General features: G+C 66.9%; 1 protein-coding gene. It reads right to left on the bottom strand.

The features are described 5' to 3' along the window. The coding region (locus EOA86_RS33595) for a cobaltochelatase subunit CobN (RefSeq protein WP_206630213.1) at positions 1 to 1679 on the bottom strand (1679 nt) is incomplete at both ends.

The raw sequence follows: 1679 nt of genomic DNA, 5'->3' as shown, positions 1-1679 counted from the left end.
GGCGTCGGCATGTTGCGTGGATCTGATGTGAACAGATTGCGGACGGTCGGCAGCACATCGCGCCGGCCACGCACCGGGGCCCCGGCCGGACCGGCAGCGACAGGGCGGCCGTCGAGCACTGCGATGAGTGCCGCCTTCTCAACCGCCGCACTTTGCTCGCGCAGCGGATCGGTCTCACCCTCGGCTGAGCGGCCAAAGATGTGAAGGCCGTCCTTGATGGCAAAATCCTTGAGGTCGCAGAGCCAGGCGTCGATGCGGCGTAGCGCCTCGTCGGGCGCGTCGGTTCCGGCGACGCCGGCTTCGGAGGCGAGGCCGGTCTTTTGTGCGGTTTCAACGATCAGTTTCGCCAGGCGATCGCGGCGGCGGCGGTCGAGCCCGTCGGCCTGGGCGTATTCGTCGACCAATCGTTCAAGCTGGTGCTGGTTTTCATCCAGCCCGGCGTCGGTCAGCGGCGGCGGTAAATGGCCGAGGGTGACGGCGGCAATGCGCCGCTTGGCCTGTGCTGCCTCTCCCGGGTTGGAGACGATGAACGGATAGATGACGGGCAGGGGGCCAGTGACGATCTCGGGGAAGCAGTTTTCGCTGAGTGCAACTGTCTTGCCTGGCAGCCATTCCAGTGTGCCATGGGCGCCGACATGGACGAGGGCATGGACGCCGACTGTCTTGCGCAACCAGAAGCCGAAGGCGATCAGCGCATGACGCGGGGGCAATGTCGGGTCGTGGTAGTCGGCGCGGCGGTCGGCCGATCGCCCGCGATCGGGGGCGAGCGCCACGGTGATGTTGCCGAAAGTCGCGGCGCGGAAGGGGAAATTTGCGGTGGTGGGCGCTTGAACACCCCCCTCTGTCCTGCCGGACATGTCCGGCAGGACAGAGGGGGGTGCGTCGCACAAACCTGTCTCATCTGCCGCATTCCCCCACGCGGCCGTCACGGCAGCTATTGCCTCAGCCGGCAATTCCGCCGAAAGGTCGAGATAGTCCCCTAGTCCCAATCCACCTTCGCTGCGCTCCAGTTCATCCAGCAACTCACGCGGCGTTTGCGGAATCCCTTCAACGGCGTAGCCCTGTTCGCTCAGGTCGTGCAGCATTGCCAGCACGCTGGACGGCACGTCGAGGCCGACGGCGTAGCCGGTGCGGCCGGGTGCGCTCGGATAGTCGGGGATCAGGATGGCGAGCTTGCGTTCCGCGCGCGGCGTGCGCTGCAGGCGGATGAAGGCTTGGACACGGTTCGCCACCTGCGCGACGCGGTCCGGCTCCGGCCGGTTGGCGAAGGCGCGGAAGGCCAGTGCCGGGTCGGTTTCGCTCTCGCCTTTGAAGGAAATGGCGCCGGCCAGAATGCGGCCGTCGAGCTCCGGCAATACGACATGCATGGCGAGGTCGGCGGGCGCCAGCCCGCGCTGATTGTTTTGCCAGATGTCACGACGAGTCGTCGCGACGATGACTTGGAAGACCGGCACGCCGGCGCGGTCAAACAGGGTTTCGACGCCGGGCTCGGCGCCGGAGGCGAAAGCCGTCGCGGTGATGATCGCGGCAGGGTTCAGCGCTGCGAGCGCGGTTTCGACGAAGGCGAGCGATGCTGGGTCCTTGAGGCTGGAGACGAAGATGGGGACGGGGGCCATTCCGCGCGCGCTCAGCGCCTCAAAAAGAGCGTCGATGGGCGCGACATCGGCGGCGAGCAGCAT

This window comes from Mesorhizobium sp. M5C.F.Ca.IN.020.32.2.1 (assembly GCF_004023105.1).
In the GTDB taxonomy this organism is placed as follows: domain Bacteria; phylum Pseudomonadota; class Alphaproteobacteria; order Rhizobiales; family Rhizobiaceae; genus Mesorhizobium; species Mesorhizobium wenxiniae.
This window is presented reverse-complemented; position numbering and strand designations above follow the sequence as displayed.